This is a genomic window from Cellvibrio japonicus Ueda107 (genome assembly GCF_000019225.1).
GTDB classification, from domain to species: Bacteria; Pseudomonadota; Gammaproteobacteria; order Pseudomonadales; family Cellvibrionaceae; genus Cellvibrio; species Cellvibrio japonicus.
The window spans coordinates 3,268,123-3,282,361 of the sequence record NC_010995.1; the positions used below are offsets into that span (position 1 = coordinate 3,268,123).

The following is a 14,239-nucleotide window of genomic DNA, read 5'->3' on the forward strand; positions in this document are numbered from 1 at the left end:
CGAAAAAATGAGCCGGTGATTAAAGATTACTGTAGCGCTGGCGCAACCGCTGACGCACAATTTCCGCCAGGGTGTTCACCACAAAGGTAAATGCAAGTAGTACCAGCGCCGCCAGGAAGAGCACACGGAAATGCGTACTGGCCACAGCTGTCTCGGGCAACTCCACCGCAATGTTTGCCGAGAGGGTTCGCATACCTTCAAAGATATTGAAATTCACCACCGGGCTGTTACCTGTCGCCATCAATACAATCATGGTTTCACCAACAGCGCGGCCAAAGCCCATCATCACCGCCGAAAAAATACCCGGGCTAGCAGTGGGCAATACCACACCAACAACCGTCTGCCAACGCGTAGCACCTAATGCGAGGGAACCCTGGGTGAGATGCCGGGGCACACTAAAAACAGCATCTTCGGCAATTGAGAAAATAGTGGGGATAACGGCAAACCCCATCACGATACCAACGACCAATGCGTTGCGCTGATCATAGTTAATACCGTTATTGGTAAACCATTGGCGCATGCTGCCATCAAATAACCAGACCTCGGTATGGGCGCTGATAGCGACACAAGCCCAACCGGTTAACACGATAGGCAACATCAGAATCACCGCTTCCCAACCCGCAGGAACCCGCTCGCGAATCATGCCGGGCAAACGGCTCCAGAGATAGCCAACCAACAACATAACCAGCGGTACCGCAACCAGGATGGCAAAAATAGCCGGCAGATGATTTTCTATAAAAGGCGCCAGCCAAAGCCCGGCGAGGAAACCCAAAATGACCGTAGGCAAGGCTTCCATGATTTCGATGGTAGGTTTAACCAGGCCTCGCAACTTGGGTGTCATAAAGTAAGCGGTATAAATTGCGCCCATCACTCCCAATGGAATAGCAAACAGCATGGCAAAAAATGCTGCTTTTATCGTACCCAGGGACAAAGGTACGAAACTCATTTTGGCTTCGAAGCTGTCACTACCGGACGAGGCTTGCCAAATATAGTCCGGTGCTTCGCGTCCTTCGTACCATACCTTTTGCCACAAAGAGCTGAACGATACCTCCGGATGGCGATTCCATACCTCAGCAATCATTAAAGACTGGCTGTCATCCACAATTAAAGCGCGGCTGTTAATGGGTGATATTGCAATGTGACGAATCGCTTTATCACTCAATTTTTCAATGAGTAACGTGCGCTCCGAGGTTGCATAAAATGCGCCCAGATTACCGCGGTCATCGCCGACCCAGAAACCACGGCGGCTGTATTCGGGGCTGACAACGGTAATTGCGCCGGACAAGGCATCAAAATCACGTACATGCTGAACGTGGTACTGGTTATCAGTATCACGCACCAGGAACCATTGGCTGATTTCACCCTTGGCAGTTCCGATAACCAGTGACCCGGTACCCACCAAAAATTCCATGGCGGTAATTGCGGCATCCGATACTTTTACCCCGGCGCGCTGTTCTGCAGCCGCAGGGTTCAGGATATTGAATAAATAGAGTTTGGATTGATCAGAGGCGACAACCAGGTGCCTGCCAGACTCATCAATCTGCATAAACAAGGCGCGCTCACCGGATGGTAATGGTGGTAATGAATACACATCCTGCATCACACGGGTTTCACCGGTTAAAAAATTCTGGCTGCTGGAAAAAGAAGCCAGCAAAATACGTTCATCGGCGGTAACCGCCCCTAACAGGATGCCGCCGTGAATTTCCTGCAATGCCACCAATCGAAGTACAGCACCCTGCTCATCAACCAATAAGGGCGATGACTCCAGGGGATAGGCAATGCCCGGGGTAATTTCACGCTGGTCATTGGGGTAGCTCAAGGCATAACTGGGTTTTAATACCAGAACCTGACCATTGCTGTATCCCAGTGCCACCAATCCACTGGAGGGAATGCTCTTACCAACACTGGCCAACTGTGCGGCCTCGGGAATTGCCATACTGACCTGGGCGCGCGCTTGTTGGCGATTGACATCCCAGAATCGAATATTTCCCTTGGCATCTATAAAAGTTCCCAGCTCTTCGTAGCGCTCAAGTGTCATGTAGGCGATAGATTCCTGCTGTCCATAATGGGTTGCAGGTACATTTTTTTTGATCTCGATTGATGCGCCGCGAAATAAAGGGGCGACTTCTGAAAATAAATAGAAAAAAATCAATCCCAGAGAGAAAACGACAGCAATACCAGCCGCCGTAATTCCATAACGGGAAAATTGGTCTTTAAAGCGGCGAATCTTGCGCAACCGGGTGCGCTGCTCGGCAGTCGGCATCAAACTATTCATTGGCTTGACCGGTATCTTAAGGTTGGACATAGGTGCATTACCTGGCAGCTGTCTGGCGTTGGAATCCTAGCAACACCAGATGACAGTTTTGTTACAAAACCATTCGCACTGTCATAGAACTGCAACACTTTTCTGCAGGCTAAAAAAAACCGCCGAAATCATCGGCGGCTTCCAATAACCAAGCGACAGGCGCTTACTTCTGCAACTCAGCCAATGCTTTTTCAGCCATGGCAGCAGGCAGTGGAATATAACCATCACGCTCTACGGTTTCCTGGCCTTGCTTGGAAAGAACCAGCTTCAGGAATTCCAATTGCAACGCGTCCAGGGGGCGATTTGGGTGTTTGTTGATATACACAAACAGCACCCGTGACAGCGGGTAGCTACCATCCAGGGCATGGGCAGCATCCGGAGTAATAAATTCCTGGCCCTCTTTACGCGCAAGCGGCACCGCACGTACACCGGAGGTGATGTAACCAATACCGGAATAGCCAATACCGTTCAGCGACTCAGACACACCTTGCACTACCGATGCAGAACCCGGTTGCTCGTTGATAGAAGCTTTGAAATCGCCCTTACACAGGGCTTCTTCTTTAAAGTAACCATAGGTACCGGAAACAGCGTTACGGCTGTAAATGGTGAAATCGCGCTTTTCCCAGGCACCGGTCAGGCCTACCTCTCCCCAACGGGTCATATCTTTGGGCGCACCACACTTGCGGGTAGCCGAAAAGATGGCGTCCACCTGGGGAATTGTCAGGCCTTTAATCGGGTTGTCTTTGTTGACATAGACAGCCAAAACGTCAATTGCGACAGGAACAGCGGTGGGCTTGTAGCCATGCTTGGCTTCGAATGACTGGATTTCTTCCGCTTTCATAGTGCGGCTCATGGGACCAAAATTAGAAGTCCCTTCAGTCAAGGCTGGTGGCGCAGTGGAAGAGCCCGCGCCCTGGATCTGGATATTAACGTTGGGATACCACTTTTTAAAATCTTCTGCCCACAGTGTCATCAGGTTGTTCAGCGTATCTGAACCTACAGAGTTAACAGTACCAGAGACACCTGTAGTCACTTTGTACTCAGGCAGTTTGGAATCAACTGCTGCTTGCAGGGCAGCAGCGCATACCAATGAGCTGGCGACAACCAACCCTTTGATTATTTGCTTGGCGTTCATAGAGCGCTCCATTCACAGTAGGTAAAAAACGCGACAGTAAAACGTAATGGGTACAGGATCGCTTGTTGATTCCCGTTACCGCGGGGTGGGCTTGTTCCACCACTGTCGCCACTCTACCCAGCGAATATGACAGTTATATGACCAATACACGCCATGTCACAAAAATGTCGCGAGACTGTCATCTTTACGATTGCTATTGCACGCGCAAAACAAAACACCGCCAACAAGGGCGGTGTTTTTAATTCCAGGAACGCGAATAATCGTTTATTTGACGACCCTTAAGCCCGGTCGCTTGGTAGCAGATTTAATATCACGCGCTGGGCTGGGCGCAGGAGCCGGTGCAGGAGGCGTTGGGGGTTTGGGGGCTTCCTCTGGCTCAAACATCATGCCGCGACCGTTTTCACGGGCATAGATCCCCAAAATGGCATGACAGGGAATAAACAAATGGTTTGCAACACCGCCAAACCGGGCACTGAAAGAGAGTGTGAGGTTATCCATCACAAAATCGCTGACCGCCGAAGGCGCAATATTCAGAATGATTTGACCATCTTTATTGACGTGCTGCTGGGGAACACGCGTTCCCTCAATATGGGCATCAACCAAAATATGCGGGGTACAGTTATTGTCCACAATCCACTCGTAGAGCGCTCGGATGAAGTAGGGACGACTGGAGGTCATGGACATGAAACTTACCTTCTATCAAACAACGGGGGCTGGCCAGAATAACAACATCACCCTTAAAACAAAACGGGCGACTTGCGTCGCCCGTTAGTGCTCATCTGCTGACTAGTGAATATCACGCCAGAACTCGCGATTCAGGAAGTAGACAAAAATGAACAATATCACCAGGAAGCCTAAAACCCAGTAGCCGATCTGCTGGCGCTTCACGGCAACAGGCTCTGCCACATATTCCAGGAAGTTCACCAAGTCGTATACAGCCTGATCGAACTCCTCGGTCGACAAACTGCCCTTGATCTTACCTGGCTTGAGGGCACCGCAGTGCTCATCCATTTCAATCTGGCCAACCTCGTTACGCAAGGCACCGCCATGGTGATTCAGCTTTGGACCAGCACCGCACTCCAACAGGCCTTGTGGGCCAATCAGGACATGGGGCATACCCACATTGGGAAACACACGGTTATTCACACCAAAGGGCCGTGTGTCATCTTTGTAGAAGTTGCGCAGGTAGGTGTACAGCCATTCCGGGGAGCGCGAACGGGCCACCAGGCTTAAATCCGGAGGAACTACACCAAACCAGACCTTGGCATTTTGCGGACGCATGGCAATCTCCATTAACTCACCGATGCGTTGATCGCCAAAGATCAGGTTCTGCTCAGCCAGCTCATGCGGGATATCCAGGTCATCTGCCACTCTTTCATAACGGGAGAATTTGGCAGAGTGGCATCCCATACAATAGTTGACGAAATACTTGGCCCCGCGCTGTAAAGATTCCTTGTTCTTAAGGTCAGGAACCATTTCATCACAGGGGATACTGCCGCACGCAAAAGCACCTTCAGCCGCAACAGCCTTAATGGGTACTACCGTCAGGATGATAAACAGGGCCAAACCGGCAAATACCAGGAGTTTGGGCAACCCCTTATCCTGTGTGCGGCTAGGCTCAACCAGGTCTTTGTCACGCGTAGCCAGCTTGGGCAGCACAGCAAAAATAATGGCCAGGGCAAACGTGAGGATGTAGAGCAACACGGGAATATCATTCGTGCCCAGGTAATCAATACCCATCCAGGCAAAAATCACAGCAAACACACCACACAGCACCCATGAAATCTTGGAGGTAGCTTTTTCCGGGCTGGTCGTTGTCCATACCGGCATGGTGAGGAAGTAGGCGAAATAGAATGCCGTAGCAATCTGCGACAGGAAGGTCCTGCCATCCGTCGGCGATTTAACCCCTAAATAACCAAGCACCACGAACATAGCCGCAAAGGTAATCAGCATGATGCGCGGGATATGGCCGCGATAGCGCATGGATTTCACCTTGCTGCGATCCAACCAGGGCAGCACAAACAAGAGGGCAATGGCTGCCCCCATGGCAATGAAACCTAACAGTTTAGCGGTGAGCACCAGTGGGCCCAGCTCAATTTGCAGGGTTACGGCGCGCAGCACCGCATAGAAAGGGGTGAAATACCATACGGGCGCAATATGGGTTGGGGTTTTGAGGTTATTAGCCTCCTCGAAGTTGGCGTACTCCAGGAAGAAGCCCCCCATCTCCGGCATAAAGAAAATCACGAAACAGAAGGCAAACAGGAATACCGTTACGCCCACAAGGTCGTGTACGGTGTAGAAGGGATGGAAGGGAACGCCGTCGCGAGGAATACCGTTCTCATCTTTGTTCTTCTTGATTTCAACCCCATCCGGGTTGTTGGAACCCACTTCGTGCAACGCCAGGATGTGCATCACAACTAACGCCAGCAACACGATGGGCAAGGCAACAACGTGCAGGGCAAAGAAACGGTTAAGAGTAATGCCGGAAATCAGGTAGTCACCGCGAATCCACTGCACCAGGTCTTCACCGATCACAGGGATCGCACCAAACAGGGACACAATTACCTGGGCGCCCCAATAGGACATCTGCCCCCATGGCAACACATAACCCATGAACGCTTCAGCCATCAGTACCAGGTAAATCACCATACCGAAGATCCACACCAGTTCGCGTGGCGCTTTATAGGAACCGTACATCATGCCGCGGAACATATGCAGATAAACCACGACAAAGAATGCAGATGCTCCGGTTGAGTGCATATAACGGATAATCCAACCGTAATCCACATCGCGCATGATGTACTCAACCGACGCGAATGCACCTTCAGAGGAGGGAACGAAGCTCATGGTGAGCCAGATACCGGTGACCAGCTGGTTCACCAGTACCAACAGAGAAAGCACACCGAAGAAATACCAGAAGTTAAAGTTTTTGGGCGCGTAGTACTTGCCCATGTGGGTATCCCAGGCCCGCTGAACCGGGAGGCGTTTATCAACCCACTGCCATAAACCAACTAACCAATTCATATCAAGCCTCCTGATCCTCACCGATGACTATCACCGAGTCGCTTTCATACCTGTAAGGCGGTACCTCCAGGTTGAGCGGCGCAGGAACGCCTGTATAGACACGACCAGCCAAATCGTACTTGGAACCGTGACATGGACAGAAGAAACCACCCTGCCATTTCTCTCCCCCCAAATCCGCAGCACCTACATCCGGCCGGAATAAGGGCGCACACCCCAAGTGGGTACAAATCCCCAGGAGTACAGAAAACTCTTTTTTGATGGCGCGCTCAGGGTTTTTGGCATAGGGAGGTTGCTGGGGTTGATCGGAATTAGGATCAAGCAGCAGATGCATTTCTTCGACCTTCTTAAGGCTATCCAACGACTGCTGGGTATGGCGTAGGATGTAAACTGGCTTGCCGCGCCACTCTACGGTCACCATGGCGCCTGGTTCAACTTTGCTGACGTTATATTTGACGGGAGCACCGGCCGCTTTAGCTTTGGCGCTTGGGTTCCACGAACCCACAAAAGGAATTGCTGCACCTACCACACCTACGGCACCTACTACAGAGGTAGCCCCGATAAGCATGCGGCGACGCGTTTGATTAACAGCGTCATTACTCATGACGATTTTCTCCCCTAACGGCTTTAGACGGCTAGCGAGTCACTGGTTTGCCGGGTTTCCACCGGTCTTCGACGACTACCCAAAAGGCGGGCAATCTTAAAGAATTAACGCTTTTCTGACAAGAATAACCACACAAACCCTGGGTTATCTTGCGCAAAATCAAAGTATAAAAAAACGCCCAAGCCATTGATGACTTGGGCGTTTTTGATCGCCATCCGACAATCGACCAAAAACTGATCTGACCGCCGATTAACGCTTGGAGTACTGTGGTCTCTTGCGAGCTTTGCGCAGACCCACTTTTTTACGCTCAACTTCACGGGAGTCGCGGGTAACGTAGCCAGCTTTACGCAGCTCGGAGCGCAGATTCTCATCGTACTCCATCAGTGCGCGAGTCAGACCGTGACGAATTGCGCCCGCCTGACCGAAGCTACCACCACCGCTCACGGTGACGTTAACATCAAACTTCTCAACCAGATCAACCAGTTCGAGGGGCTGACGAACCACCATGCGCGCCACCGGACGGCCAAAGTATTCATCCAGGGGACGGTCATTAACGGTGATAACACCGCTACCCGCTTTGATAAAAACGCGAGCGGTAGAGGTCTTGCGACGACCAGTACCATAGTATTGAGTTACAGACATGTCTCAGCTCCCCTTAGATGTTCAGTTCTTTTGGTTGCTGAGCAGCATGTGGATGCTCGGCGCCCGCGTAAACTTTCAGTTTTTTGAACATGGCATAGCCAAGAGGGCCTTTGGGCAACATACCCTTAACCGCTGTTTGGATAGTGCGCTCTGGTGCTTTCTCAATCAACTTGTCAAAAGTGATTGATTTGATACCACCGGCGAAGTTGGTGTGGTGGTAATAGACTTTATCAGTCGCTTTATTACCAGTAACACGCACTTTAGCGGCGTTGATAACGATGATGTAGTCACCGGTATCAACGTGCGGGGTGAATTCTGGTTTGTGCTTACCGCGCAGGCGGGAAGCGATTTCCGCAGATAAACGGCCGAGGGTTTTACCAGCCGCATCCACGATGAACCAGTCGTGTACGACAGATTCAGGTTTGGCAACGTAGGTCTTCATGTTATTCCTGCCTAAAGAATGTGGATTTAGCCCCTTGAAAAAGGGAGGCGGCATGTTACACATCCAAAGGACAAAACTCAACCTGCATTTTATTCAGGGCGATGAGGGCGGGCCAGGTACTCCCGGCTTTGCATTTCCAGCAAGCGGCTGACTGTACGCTGGAACTCAAATTCCAGCTTACCTGTACTGTAAATCTCAGCCAACGGGCGTTCAGCAGAAATAACCAGTTTTACCTGGCGGTCGTAGAATTCATCAACCAGGTTAATAAAACGACGCGCCTGATCATCCTTTTCACGCCCCAGGGCAGGCACGTTGCTCAACAATACTGTCTGGTATTCGCAGGCCAGCTCGATATAGTCATTCTGCGAACGGGGGCCATCACACAGCTCCACAAAATCAAACCAGACAACATCCTCCGCCAGGTAGCGGGCAAGGATCAAACGCCCTTCCACCTCCAGGTCAACCCGCTCCCGCACCTCACTAGTGGCGGGAACCAGGCTGTCGAAGCAAGCTTTTAGGGCGACATCCGCGTCTGTCCCCAGGGGGGTGTAATACAACTGGGCCTGTTCCAATGCGCGCAATCGATAGTCGACCCCGCCATCTACATTCACGACCAGAGTATGTTTGTTGAGCAAATCAATCGCCGGCAGGAATCGAGCCCGCTGCAAACCGTCCTTATAGAGGCCATCAGGCACGATATTGGAGGTGGCAACCAGGGTGACCCCGCGCGCGAACAAGGCCTCCATCAAGGTGCCCAAAATCATGGCGTCGGTAATATCCGAGACAAAAAACTCGTCAAAGCAAATAACCCTGGCTTCGCTGGCAATGATGTCGGCAACACGCTGCAGGGGATTTTTCTGGCCATCCAGCTTTTTCAGCTCGGCGTGTACCCGGCGCATAAAGCGGTGGAAGTGGGAGCGCATTTTCTGTGCAAAAGGCAAGCTCTCATAAAAGTTATCCATCAGGTAAGTCTTGCCCCGGCCAACCCCACCCCAAAAATAAAGGCCGCGCACAGGCTCGTGCTCCCCGTTGGAAAAGCGACGCAAAAGCCCGCCCCAGAACGACTGTTTCTGCTCTTCCTTCCAGGCTGCCACCAATTGCTCGTAGAGCGACTGCAAATGCTCCACAGCCCTGGCCTGGGCAGGATCATGGCGAAAATCGGGACGCTGCAAATCGCGCTCATAGCGCTCGCGGGGGGAGAGAGGCTGACTCAAAAGGCACTGGCTCACTGCTGACAGGTTGAGAGAGGTTCAGGTTGGGACAGGTTGTGGGGCGAACTCTACTGCAAGCAGGGCGAGGCCACAAGCTAGCCTATCCTGTGATATGATTTATTCACCCTTCCCGCCAGTATCCCATCAAGATGTTTGAAAATCCCCTGGCCCAGTTTTTCGGGCTATTGAGCTTTGCCCTGGGTATCTACTGTTTTTATCAACGCAGTGATCGCCGCCTGAAAATCATTATGTTTGTCATGCAATTTAACAATTGCATCCATTTTGCCCTGCTCGGCTCATCTACTGCCGCCTTCAGCTCCTTGTTATCGGTAATACGCACAGGCCTGTCGCTGCACACCCGCTCACGGCTGATCGCCTGGCTATTTATTGCACTTAGCTTTGGATTGGGACTCTGGCTGGCCGAGCGCTGGCAAGACATGCTGCCCGTTATCGGCTCCTGTATCGGGACCTATGCCCTTTTTTGCCTGCAAGGTATAGGTATGCGGATCGCCTTCCTGATAGGTGCCTGCTTTTGGCTCAGCAATAATATCTGGGTCGGTTCCCTGGGCGGCACCCTGCTGGAATCAACCCTGATCTGCGTCAACCTGCGCACCATCTACAAACTTTATCGCTATGGCGGGGAAAACTAGGCTTTTTCCCTTTCAAGCACGTGGATCAAGTGTTCGTTGAGATCCGCCTTGAGTGTCGTCAGCAGGCCATGAAAAAAATGCCCCGCCTCCGGATAAGCCAATAGCTGGGCTGGTGGCGATAGTTGTGCAGCCCAGGTATGAACGCCCTTCGCATCCACCAGTTCATCCCGGCCGCCAATAACGACTGACACAGGACAAGGGAAACGGCCGCCGCGGTCGTAGGCATAACGCTCTACCGGTGGCGCCACCAACAATAAATGGGCCAAACCTCTTGCTTCGTGACTCGCCTGGGCAGCCATGGCAGAACCAAATGAAAAACCGGCCAACAGCAGGCGGGACTGCGGGTAACCTGTGCCGATCCAGGCCAGCACTGCCTGTAAATCCGCCAGTTCGCCGCGCCCTTTATCAAAACTTCCCTGGCTCTTACCCACCCCGCGAAAATTGAACCTCAGGGTATCTATCCCCAAATCGCGATAAGTGCGCATTAAGGTAGTCACGACCTTGTTATCCATGGTTCCACCTTGCGAGGGATTGGGATGGCATATCACCGCTACCCATCCCTTGCCAGCGGCGCAACCCGCTTCTGCACCACGGTGCAAAATAGCCTCGATAGGCCCCACGGTTCCCCCAATAAAAAAAGCGCGCTCTTTTTCAGACAATCCCCATTGAGTCATGCAAAATCTCCACCGGATACAAACCTGGCAACTTGCTACGATTTTTTTGCCCATTTTAATGAGAAAATGGACTTATAATAGATTCATTCATACCTTTGCCTGTCGCCCTGACAAGCAACCAGCCGAGGAGCTTCTCGTGTATTCACTCAGTACTCTCATCATCACCGGTTTTGTATGTCTGTTGGCCGGCGGCGCCCTGGGTGCCCTGGCACTGTATGTGTTTCGCCAACAACTTTTGGGGCAGTCCATAGAACAGCAACTGCACCAGGCCCAAAGCGAGCTTCAAGCTTACCAGCGCAGTGTGGCAGAACATTTCTCGCAGACCTCTACGCTGGTCAACAACCTGACACAAGCGTACCGTGAAGTCCACGAACACCTGGCAAATGGCGCCCTGAAATTGGCCACACCTGCGATCAGTCGCCAGATCCTCGATTCAGCCAATACCGGAGCCACAGGCAGCACCCAGGCGTATATCAGCGAACAGCAAATAGAACCACCGCGCGATTGGGCGCCCAAAACACCAGGGTCTAAAGGCGCGCTAAGTGAAGACTATGACCTGCATGATGAGCATGAACGCACCCCTCGCGTAGCCACAGAAAGCGCAGATGACTATGACTTTGATGGCAAAGCCAATCGTTACTGATGGCCTTTTTGCAAAGGCCAGCGTTTGATAACCAAGCCCCGCCTTTGCGGGGCTTTTATTCTCAGCCCCAAGATAACCCGCCCTGCCGGAGCCCTGTATGAAGCTTGAACGCCTTGTCACTTTTCTAGGCTGGCCCATCGCTGCAGGCATTATCATCGCACTTCTGGTACTGCTGCTGTTCCCGCAACTGCGACTGCAACAGCCCCCCGCTGTTAACGCAATAGCCACACCGACACCGCCCCTGGGGGTGGTATCCTATGCCGATGCCGTCAGCCGGGCAGCACCCGCCGTCGTCAATGTATACACCGAAAAGCGGGTCATTACCCGCTATGAAAACTTCCGCAACAATCCCTTTTACCGCCACCTCTATAACAACTCCAACCTGCCCCAGCAGGAGCGGATGGAAAAAACACTTGGCTCCGGTGTTATCGTCGACGCCAGCGGTTTGATCCTCACCAATAACCATGTCATCAATAGCGCTGACCGTATTGCGGTGCTGCTCTACGATGGGCGCGTTACGTCTGCGCGCCTGGTTGGTATAGACAATGAAAATGATCTGGCTGTGTTGAAAATCCAGGCCGACAATATTACGCCGATTCCCCTGGGTGACTCGGACAAGGTACGCGTTGGCGATGTGGTACTTGCAATAGGTAATCCATTCGGCGTTGGCCAGAGTGTCAGCCAGGGCATTGTTAGTGCCACAGGTCGCTGGAATGTAGGGCTGAGCGAAGAGGCCTATCGAGAGAACTTCATCCAGACAGACGCCGCGATCAACCCGGGTAACTCCGGGGGCGCGCTGATCAACGCTTATGGCAACCTGATCGGTATCAATACCGCCGTGCTGGATGAAACCAATAACTCCGCCGGTATCAGTTTTGCGGTTCCCGCCAAAACAGCGATGGAGTCTCTGCGACAAATAGCAGCCCATGGGCGTGTCATTCGCGGTTGGTTGGGGATTGAGGGAGGCAAACACCCGGATTATCCCGGAATTTATATCACTAATATTGTGCCCAACGCTCCCGCGCATTTGGCGGGGCTGTTACCTGGCGATGCCTTGACGCATATTAATGGCGAAGAAATCCGTGATGAGCGCCACTGTATGGAATTGGTCAATAAACTAGTGCCCGGCGACATCGTCAAATTGCGCATCCTGCGCAATGGACAGGTACAGGAACTTGAAGCCATTGCCGGTGAGCGAAGCACCAGTCAAACCAAAACCTGATATCGAAAAGCCGCAGACAGCACAGGGGCCGACATCATCGGCCGCTGTGCTATAGAAAAACCTATCCGGCTAGTGAGTATAGATTCCCTGACTGCGTAAGTACTCTTCATAGTTACCGCGAAAATCAATCACACCGCCCGGTTGCATGTCGATAATACGCGTGGCCAGTGAGGACACAAACTCGCGGTCATGGCTCACAAAAATAAGTGTGCCCGGATAGTTTTCCAGCGCCAGGTTAAGCGCCTCAATAGACTCCATATCCAGGTGGTTGGTAGGTTCATCCATCAACAACACATTGGGGTTAATCAGGCTGAGTTTGCCGAATAACATACGCCCCTTTTCACCGCCGGATAAAACCTTTACCTGCTTTTTCACCTCGTCATTGGAAAACAGCATGCGCCCCAGGGCACCGCGCACCAACTGTTCATCGCCTTTGGTCCACTGTTTCATCCAGTCAAACAGGTTGGTGCTCTCGGCAAAATCCGCCGCATGATCCTGCGCGAAATAGCCCACTTCCGCCTGTTCAGCCCACTTCACCACACCGGTATCGGGCTGTAAATCCCCGTACAGGCAACGCAGCAGAGTGGTTTTACCGGCACCGTTGGGGCCGATAATCGCAAGGCGTTCGCCCGCCTCAACTTGCAGGCTTAAATCGCTAAACAGTGTGCGATCAAAGGTTTTGCCAATACTGTCCAGGGTCACCGCCTGACGGTGCAATTTTTTATTTTGCACAAATTTAATGTAAGGGCTGACGCGACTGGAAGGCTTAACATCTTCCAATTGGATTTTATCGATTTGTCGTGCGCGCGAAGTGGCCTGCTTGGCCTTGGATGCGTTGGCCGAGAAACGGCTCACGAACGCTTGCAGCTCGGCAATTTGCGCTTTTTTCTTGGCGTTTTCGCTCAGTAATTTTTCGCGCGCCTGGGTGGATGCCATCATGTAATCATCGTAATTACCGGGATAAACGCGCAGCTCGCCGTAATCCAGGTCCGCCATGTGGGTGCACACGGCATTTAAAAAATGGCGGTCGTGGGAAATGATAATAATGGTACTGCTGCGCTCACTCAGCACCTGTTCCAACCAGCGAATGGTATTGATATCCAGGTTGTTGGTGGGTTCGTCCAACAGCAACACTTCCGGGTCAGAAAACAATGCCTGGGCCAGGAGCACACGCAGCTTCCAACCAGGCGCCACTGCACTCATCAGACCAAAGTGCTGCTCAATGGGAATATCCAACCCCAGCAGTAATTCACCGGCGCGCGCTTCGGCGGTATAGCCATCCATTTCGGCAAAGGCCACTTCCAGTTCGGCTACACGCATGCCATCTTCTTCGCTCATTTCTGCCTTGGCATAAATGCGGTCGCGCTCTTCCTTAACGGCCCAAAGCTCGGTATGGCCCATGATCACAGTATCGATAACTGAATAGTCTTCGTAGGCAAACTGATCCTGCTTGAGCTTACCCAGGCGCGTGTTGGGTTCCAGCATCACCTGCCCGGCGGAAGGTTCCAAATCGCCGCCGAGGATTTTCATAAAGGTGGATTTACCGCAACCATTGGCGCCGATCAGGCCATAGCGGTTGCCGTTATTAAACTTGACGGACACATTCTCAAACAGCGGTTTGGCACCGAACTGCATGGTGATATTGGCAGTAGAAATCACAACAGGTTTCTCATGGTTAAACAGTAAAAAG

At 52.1% G+C, this 14,239-nt stretch carries 13 protein-coding genes; 3 read left to right on the top strand and 10 right to left on the bottom strand.

Features of this window, described 5'->3' with window-relative positions:
- Positions 1-19: 19 nt before the first annotated feature.
- The 8 genes from CJA_RS13430 to zapE all read right to left on the bottom strand — a co-directional run bounded on the left by CJA_RS13430 (position 20) and on the right by zapE (position 9,363).
- Positions 20-2,305: an ABC transporter permease subunit gene (locus CJA_RS13430; protein ID WP_012488375.1), complete on the bottom strand. Its 2,286-nt coding sequence runs from the start codon at positions 2,303-2,305 to the stop codon at positions 20-22.
- Positions 2,306-2,468: 163 nt separating this feature from the next.
- Positions 2,469-3,440: a PstS family phosphate ABC transporter substrate-binding protein gene (locus CJA_RS13435; protein ID WP_012488376.1), complete on the bottom strand. Its 972-nt coding sequence runs from the start codon at positions 3,438-3,440 to the stop codon at positions 2,469-2,471.
- Positions 3,441-3,704: 264 nt separating this feature from the next.
- Complete coding sequence (locus tag CJA_RS13440) at positions 3,705-4,124, bottom strand: ClpXP protease specificity-enhancing factor (protein WP_012488377.1); 420 nt, start codon at positions 4,122-4,124, stop codon at positions 3,705-3,707.
- Positions 4,125-4,226: 102 nt separating this feature from the next.
- Positions 4,227-6,464, bottom strand: a complete 2,238-nt coding sequence (locus CJA_RS13445; protein WP_012488378.1) for a ubiquinol-cytochrome c reductase — start codon at positions 6,462-6,464, stop codon at positions 4,227-4,229.
- A 1-nt stretch (position 6,465) separates the two neighbouring features.
- Positions 6,466-7,065 (bottom strand): ubiquinol-cytochrome c reductase iron-sulfur subunit, encoded by a 600-nt coding sequence (gene petA, locus CJA_RS13450; RefSeq protein ID WP_012488379.1) that lies wholly within the window; start codon positions 7,063-7,065, stop codon positions 6,466-6,468.
- Between the two features lie 249 nt (positions 7,066-7,314).
- A complete protein-coding gene (gene rpsI, locus CJA_RS13455) occupies positions 7,315-7,707 on the bottom strand; it encodes a 30S ribosomal protein S9 (RefSeq protein ID WP_012488380.1) in 393 nt (130 codons plus the stop codon).
- A gap of 13 nt (positions 7,708-7,720) precedes the next feature.
- Positions 7,721-8,149 (bottom strand): 50S ribosomal protein L13, encoded by a 429-nt coding sequence (gene rplM, locus CJA_RS13460; RefSeq protein ID WP_012488381.1) that lies wholly within the window; start codon positions 8,147-8,149, stop codon positions 7,721-7,723.
- Between the two features lie 89 nt (positions 8,150-8,238).
- Complete coding sequence (gene zapE / locus CJA_RS13465) at positions 8,239-9,363, bottom strand: cell division protein ZapE (protein WP_202944161.1); 1,125 nt, start codon at positions 9,361-9,363, stop codon at positions 8,239-8,241.
- Between the two features lie 146 nt (positions 9,364-9,509).
- Between zapE and CJA_RS13470 the strand changes: the two genes are divergently transcribed.
- A complete protein-coding gene (locus tag CJA_RS13470) occupies positions 9,510-10,010 on the top strand; it encodes a YgjV family protein (RefSeq protein WP_012488383.1) in 501 nt (166 codons plus the stop codon).
- Here CJA_RS13470 and CJA_RS13475 read toward each other — a convergent pair.
- A complete protein-coding gene (locus tag CJA_RS13475) occupies positions 10,007-10,684 on the bottom strand; it encodes an alpha/beta hydrolase (RefSeq protein WP_012488384.1) in 678 nt (225 codons plus the stop codon). The genes CJA_RS13470 and CJA_RS13475 overlap by 4 nt on opposite strands.
- Before the next feature lie 136 nt (positions 10,685-10,820).
- Here CJA_RS13475 and CJA_RS13480 point away from each other — a divergent pair, with 136 nt between their 5' ends.
- Together CJA_RS13480 and CJA_RS13485 are read left to right on the top strand one after the other, a co-directional pair.
- Positions 10,821-11,327, top strand: a complete 507-nt coding sequence (locus CJA_RS13480) for a Z-ring associated ZapG family protein (protein WP_012488385.1) — start codon at positions 10,821-10,823, stop codon at positions 11,325-11,327.
- Positions 11,328-11,424: 97 nt separating this feature from the next.
- Positions 11,425-12,549 (top strand): S1C family serine protease, encoded by a 1,125-nt coding sequence (locus tag CJA_RS13485; protein ID WP_012488386.1) that lies wholly within the window; start codon positions 11,425-11,427, stop codon positions 12,547-12,549.
- 69 nt (positions 12,550-12,618) lie between these two features.
- On the opposite strand, the gene CJA_RS13490 is transcribed toward CJA_RS13485, so the two are convergent.
- Positions 12,619-14,208, bottom strand: coding sequence for an ABC-F family ATPase (locus tag CJA_RS13490; protein WP_012488387.1), 1,590 nt, complete (start codon positions 14,206-14,208; stop codon positions 12,619-12,621).
- Positions 14,209-14,239: the final 31 nt, after the last annotated feature.

Bases quoted from the DNA above. Each gene is read 5' to 3' on its own strand.
- CJA_RS13470 (WP_012488383.1), top strand. From the start codon at position 9,510: ATGTTTGAAAATCCCCTGGCCCAGTTTTTCGGGCTATTGAGCTTTGCC.
- CJA_RS13445 (WP_012488378.1), bottom strand. From the start codon at position 6,464: ATGAATTGGTTAGTTGGTTTATGGCAGTGGGTTGATAAACGCCTCCCG.
- rplM (WP_012488381.1), bottom strand. From the start codon at position 8,149: ATGAAGACCTACGTTGCCAAACCTGAATCTGTCGTACACGACTGGTTC.
- petA (WP_012488379.1), bottom strand. From the start codon at position 7,065: ATGAGTAATGACGCTGTTAATCAAACGCGTCGCCGCATGCTTATCGGG.
- rpsI (WP_012488380.1), bottom strand. From the start codon at position 7,707: ATGTCTGTAACTCAATACTATGGTACTGGTCGTCGCAAGACCTCTACC.
- CJA_RS13485 (WP_012488386.1), top strand. From the start codon at position 11,425: ATGAAGCTTGAACGCCTTGTCACTTTTCTAGGCTGGCCCATCGCTGCA.
- CJA_RS13440 (WP_012488377.1), bottom strand. From the start codon at position 4,124: ATGTCCATGACCTCCAGTCGTCCCTACTTCATCCGAGCGCTCTACGAG.
- CJA_RS13430 (WP_012488375.1), bottom strand. From the start codon at position 2,305: ATGTCCAACCTTAAGATACCGGTCAAGCCAATGAATAGTTTGATGCCG.
- CJA_RS13435 (WP_012488376.1), bottom strand. From the start codon at position 3,440: ATGAACGCCAAGCAAATAATCAAAGGGTTGGTTGTCGCCAGCTCATTG.
- CJA_RS13475 (WP_012488384.1), bottom strand. From the start codon at position 10,684: ATGACTCAATGGGGATTGTCTGAAAAAGAGCGCGCTTTTTTTATTGGG.